The 4,170-nt window shown below is 41.4% G+C and carries 4 protein-coding genes; 2 read left to right on the top strand and 2 right to left on the bottom strand.

The window, feature by feature from the left end:
* Positions 1–167 precede the first annotated feature (167 nt).
* Complete coding sequence (locus VOR_RS0107350; protein WP_010319061.1) at positions 168–803, bottom strand: hypothetical protein; 636 nt, start codon at positions 801–803, stop codon at positions 168–170.
* 341 nt (positions 804–1,144) lie between these two features.
* Here VOR_RS0107350 and VOR_RS0107345 point away from each other — a divergent pair, with 341 nt between their 5' ends.
* Positions 1,145–1,684, top strand: coding sequence for a cytochrome b (locus VOR_RS0107345; protein WP_010319060.1), 540 nt, complete (start codon positions 1,145–1,147; stop codon positions 1,682–1,684).
* The gene (locus VOR_RS0107340) at positions 1,681–2,250 is read left to right on the top strand and encodes a YceI family protein (protein ID WP_010319059.1); all 570 of its coding nucleotides are present in this window, start codon (positions 1,681–1,683) and stop codon (positions 2,248–2,250) included. The genes VOR_RS0107345 and VOR_RS0107340 overlap by 4 nt, the downstream gene beginning before the upstream one ends.
* A gap of 42 nt (positions 2,251–2,292) precedes the next feature.
* On the opposite strand, the gene VOR_RS0107335 is transcribed toward VOR_RS0107340, so the two are convergent.
* Complete coding sequence (locus VOR_RS0107335; RefSeq protein ID WP_010319058.1) at positions 2,293–4,071, bottom strand: methyl-accepting chemotaxis protein; 1,779 nt, start codon at positions 4,069–4,071, stop codon at positions 2,293–2,295.
* Between the last annotated feature and the right edge of the window lie 99 nt (positions 4,072–4,170).

The raw sequence follows: 4,170 nt of genomic DNA, 5'->3' as shown, positions 1-4,170 counted from the left end.
TTTTAGCGCCTAAAGTGATGTTTTGATGCGTAGTTTCCTGTGATGAACATACAAAAAGGTAGGGAAGCGCATAACGCCATAAATTCGACTGATATCAAATTTCTCCGGCAGTGAGGGTTGGATGATAAATTGAAAATTTTGGAGATAATAAGGATGTTTTATTTAAGTTATGCCCATTGCAATACCGCATACAATTGGATGTATTTGCGAACTAGCTGCTGATTTTTTGAGCGCTTTAAAGGGTGGCTAAATTTAATATAGCAAGGGCTAATTTGAAATCGATTTTCTAGAGATTGGTTCAGGAGTGAATCACTTTCATACAGCGTGATACCTTGAGCAAGGTATTGATCTATCTCATCGGGTAACTGCCCTGTCCACCAATGAAGTAACTCGCGACTTTTTTGGCTACGACTGATCCAGTGATCGGTCAGTAATAACAGTAAATCATTCGGTTGAATCGCGTAAGCGTACTCATATTTCCACTGCGCAATGTCCTGCATCAACTTTTCTCGACATGTTTTTCCGGCACTGACCATATGGTGAGTCAGGATCCATACTGTTCCGGCATCACTGCTCACTCGGTAGTGGTGTGGCATGTCCCGTTGAGGGATTGATTCAATAGCAGAATAGTGACATGGGTGCCCAAATTCACTGAGTGTACGAGCCAACCTACGAGCAAAAGCAAGTCCTAAGTGATGTTCACTCATTCCTTGGTTGTGTATGGTCGGGTAGTGCTTTTCACAAAGTTTTAGGCAGTCAGCTTGAAATTCGTTGACGCTTTGCGTGAGTATGTCCAGTAGCAACTTGTTATTCTCCTCTAATAAAGCCCAGCAAGATTATCACAGTTATCAACAAGCACGAGCGGCAAATGGCGAGTTCTTGATCTTTCACACTATTCTTCTAATTCGCGCATTCTACAGGTGTTATACCCTTATGATTTGAAGCTACCGTTGTTTCAAGTTGTTTGAGCCTAAGTCGTGGTTATCTATATCCACAATAAGTTCCTTCAGTTTTTTCGAATAACTCAATCGGTACTAAAGTATGTTCACAATGTAAAGTATGGTAAATACTGTGTTAATAATTTAGGCTAGAATATAGATTCAATTCAATTTGTTGCTGTTTCACTTGCTGGTTTAGAAAATTTATGACAACTGAAGTTAAAAATTACAACTTAGTCGCGCGTCTTATCCACTGGTTATCCGCACTCGTTATCATCGGTATGTTTGGTGCCGGGATCTGGATGGTAGAGTTAACCTATTACAGCCAATGGTACAACACCGCACCACATTGGCATAAATCTGTCGGTTTATTGCTGCTCGCTGTCACTCTGTTTCGCATACTATGGAAGTCGGTGAGTGTGTCTCCTGCCATTGATGGTGGTCGCTACGAACGCCTTGCGGCTAAAGCGGCCCACGGATTAATGTATTTATTATTGATGACGCTGTTTGTCTCCGGTTATTTAATCTCAACAGAAGATGGCCGAGGGATTGATGTTTTCAATTGGTTTACTGTACCAAGTATGGGCTTGCTGTTTGAAGGACAAGCCGATCTCTCTGGTACGGTTCACTTTTACGCAGCTTGGACGCTGATTATTTTAGCGGGCGTGCACGCTGTTGCCGCACTCAAGCACCATTTTGTTGATAAAGATAATACGCTACGAAAAATGATAGGAGTTTCTAAATGAAGAAAACGTTACTTGCTACTGGATTGGCTTTCGCAACGCTCATGCCGCTAAGTGCAAACGCTGCTGACTATGTTATAGATACTAAAGGTGCGCATGCTTCTATTAACTTTAAAGTCAGCCATCTTGGTTATAGCTTTACCAAGGGCCGCTTTAATAAGTTTGATGGTGAGTTTTCCTACGACCCTAACGACCTTGCAAGCTCAAAAGTGAAAGTTAATGTGGATACTCGCAGTTTGGACAGTAACCATGCTGAGCGTGATAAACATATTCGTAGTGCAGATTTCATTGATGCATCAAAATATTCACAAGCCACGTTTACCAGTACTCAGGTAGTTGATAAAGGGAATGGTAAATTAGCCGTACTTGGCGATCTTACTTTGCATGGTCAAACCAAACCTATTACCATTGATGCCGAGTTCATTGGTGCGGGTAAGGATCCATGGGGTGGTCAACGTGCTGGTTTTTCTGGTACAACGCGTATTGAGCTTGCAGATTTCAATATTGCAGTTATGGGCACTTCGAGCTATGTCGATATGGAACTTCATGTTGAAGGGATTCAAAAATAACCCATTGCTTATTCTTTCTCAAACTGCCGCTTAGTTTTATGGTTAAGATGCTGATTGTTGAGTTTGGAATTCGGCTACCGCCTTATCCATATCATTGGCTTGCTGGGAAACGATATCGACTTCACTCAAGCACTGTTTTGCTGAATGCATATTGTTATCCGAGATCGAGTTAAGCTCAGTGATCGATTCACTGACTTGGTTCATCACAATGCCTTGCTCTTCAATGGCTGAGGCGATTCGCTCAGAGTTGCTCTGTATCATTTCCATATCAGAGATAATTTGGCGTAAACTTTCATCTAACGCTTCTGAGGCTGCTAACGTCGTATGGCCTTGTGTATTGCACTGTGCAATATCGCTCACAACGGTACTCATTTGGCTTTGAATAGCTGAAACTACGTTGGTGATCTCTTCTGTTGACTGATGTGTGCGTCTGGCTAAAGCGCGAACTTCATCTGCGACTACCGCAAAGCCTCTACCTTGCTCTCCGGCGCGCGCGGCTTCAATCGCCGCATTTAAGGCGAGTAGGTTAGTCTGCTCTGCAATACCTTGAATGATATTAACGGCACCGCCTATCTGTTCAACATTTTTATTGAGTGAGGTAATCGACGTTTGACTTTTTTCTAGGATACGTGAGAGCTCATCGACATTTTTAACCGTCGACTCTACGACAGAACGTCCTTTCTGGGCATTGTGTGCTGCTTTATGAACGCCTTCTACAGCGATACTAGTGCTTTCTGATATTTCACTGATGGTGGACACCATTTCTTGTACAGCCGTTGCCATGGTTGTAGTGTGGTCTGCTTGAACGTGAAATTGCTCAATCACATCTTCTAACTCATTATGCATGCTAGACGTACTGCTTGATAACTGATGAGATTTTGTTTGAGAGCCAGCGATCAGAGTTTCGAATTTATCGAGTAGGACGTTAAAGTAAGTTGCAATTGACACTAGTTCATTGCGACCACTGAGCTCAACACGCAAACTGATATTGTTACTGCTGGAAATTGTTTGCATGACTGACAGCAACTTACTCACTTGCACATTAATAGAACGCGCTATTTGCAGAATGAACCCAAGGATTAGCAATATGACTAACGAACTGACGCCTTGCTTAACATAGTTAACCTCTTGCTCAATAATCGTAATCTCTTTATTCAGTGCTTCAGAAAAGCTAACGAACTGGGTTTCAACGTTGTGAGAAAGCTTACGTGTTTCGCCAAGTAAGCCTTGATTATATTTCAGGCCAATCACTTTTTTTTGTTCAATGAGACTTTTTGCCGCTTGTACCAATATGGGGTAATAGTCAGTTACAGTGCCACTCTTTAACTCTCCTGCTTGCACGTTTTGATCAAACGCGATTAGATCTAATAGCATTTCATCTGTAGCATTCATTTTTACAGTTTCCAATGCTTGTAAATAAGTCGCTAAAAGGCCAGATTTTTCATTTAATCCATGCAGTCCATAAGCTTGTACTAATTTTTCAAAGCCTTGTTTATAAAGTAGAAGGTCTTGTTTGAGTTGGTTGCTAGAGGGGAGATTACGAGCTGATAGGATAGAAGATAATTCCTGTTCCAGTTCCAGTTCCAAAAAAAGATTGCTATTTTTATTGAAAGTTTCAAGATACTTTGCGTCGCTTCGTAGAAGGAAATCTTTTTCATTACGCCGTAAGTTGAGCAATCGAATTTCAAGTTTATTAACAATACTCATGGCTTGATTGAGTGTTTCAGTGGTTTGAGAAAAATGCGAGGTAGTGGTTAACATTGCCAGAACCCCTATAACCGCAATAACACCCAGTGAATATAATTTTTGTTTAATATTCATGATATTATACACCTAAGTAAAATGGTCATAGCTATATACCCTCCCTACTTGAAGCCGCAGCGGTGTTGGCTACGTTCGTTCACCCCAATCACATAGTTT

The organism is Vibrio ordalii ATCC 33509 (assembly GCA_000257205.1).
Classification (GTDB): Bacteria; Pseudomonadota; Gammaproteobacteria; order Enterobacterales; family Vibrionaceae; genus Vibrio; species Vibrio ordalii.
This window is presented reverse-complemented; position numbering and strand designations above follow the sequence as displayed.